This is a genomic window from Streptomyces sp. NPDC005811, assembly GCF_040630405.1.
GTDB lineage: Bacteria > Actinomycetota > Actinomycetes > Streptomycetales > Streptomycetaceae > Streptomyces.
The window spans coordinates 1-1,017 of sequence record NZ_JBEXXK010000156.1 but is presented as its reverse complement, the minus strand read 5'-3'; the positions used below and the strand labels follow the sequence as shown (position 1 = coordinate 1,017).

Genomic DNA, 1,017 nt, shown 5'->3' with positions numbered 1-1,017 from the left:
TGCCATCCGTATCGGCCGTGAGGCGTTACGCAGCCTGCTCGCCCGCCGCGGTGTCACCTTCCAGCGCACAAAGACATGGAAGGAATCCCCCGACCGCGACACCAAACTCGACCGGATTGAGGAAGTACTGGACCGCTTCTCGGACCGGGTCTTCGCGTTCGACGAGTTCGGCCCGCTCGGGATCAGGCCCACCGCAGGCTCCGGCTGGGCCGGGCAGGGTCACCCCGACCGGCTGCCCGCCACTTACCACCGTACCCATGGTGTCCGCTACTTCCATGGCTGCTATTCGATCGGTGACGACACTCTGTGGGGTGTCAACCGCCGCAGGAAAGGTGCCGCGAACACGCTGGCCGCGCTCAAGTCGATCCGCGCCGCCCGGCCCGACGGCGCACGGATCTACGTGATCATGGACAACCTGTCCGCCCACAAGGGTGCCGGCATCCGCCGCTGGGCGAAGAAGAACAAGGTCGAGCTGTGCTTCACTCCGATCTACGCCTCGTGGGCGAACCCGATCGAGGCGCACTTCGGACCGCTGCGGCAGTTCACCATCGCCGGCTCCAACCACCCCAACCACACGGTGCAGACCCGGGCCCTGCACGCCTACCTGCGCTGGCGCAACGCCAACGCCCGCCACCGCGACGTCTTGGCCGCCGAACGCAAAGAACGCGCCCGTATCCGGAGCGAGAAGGGCATCCGCTGGGGCGGACGCCCCCTCAAAACCGCGGCGTGAACAACCCGGCGAACCTACGCGGTTGCGGCACTGTTATCGGGTAGCAGGTCACGGCTGCTGGAATGCGACCTCAGGATGCGTGGCTTTGGGACCATCGAGGAGCGACAGCGATATACCCCGCAGATGAAGGTCAAAGAAGGCTGACACGTAGTCGCGGGTTATGCGCCACCCACGTTCTCCGGACAGCGGTATGGCAGGGTCCGACAGGCCCAACTGCCCAGCCAGATACGGCAGGTCCGTGAAGGAGAAGTGTTCGGCGCCGGACACGGTCAGCCAGCGTTTCCAGC

The 1,017-nt window shown here is 65.9% G+C and carries 1 protein-coding gene and 1 pseudogene; one reads left to right on the top strand and one right to left on the bottom strand.

Annotated features, from left to right (window positions below; genetic code table 11):
* Positions 1 to 730: transposase (locus tag ABZ490_RS52225; RefSeq protein ID WP_359008167.1), on the top strand; the 730-nt coding region annotated here is incomplete at its 5' end.
* A gap of 48 nt (positions 731 to 778) precedes the next feature.
* Here the strand turns inward: ABZ490_RS52225 and ABZ490_RS52220 are convergent.
* A pseudogene (locus ABZ490_RS52220) lies at positions 779 to 1,017 on the bottom strand (alpha/beta hydrolase); the annotation flags it as partial.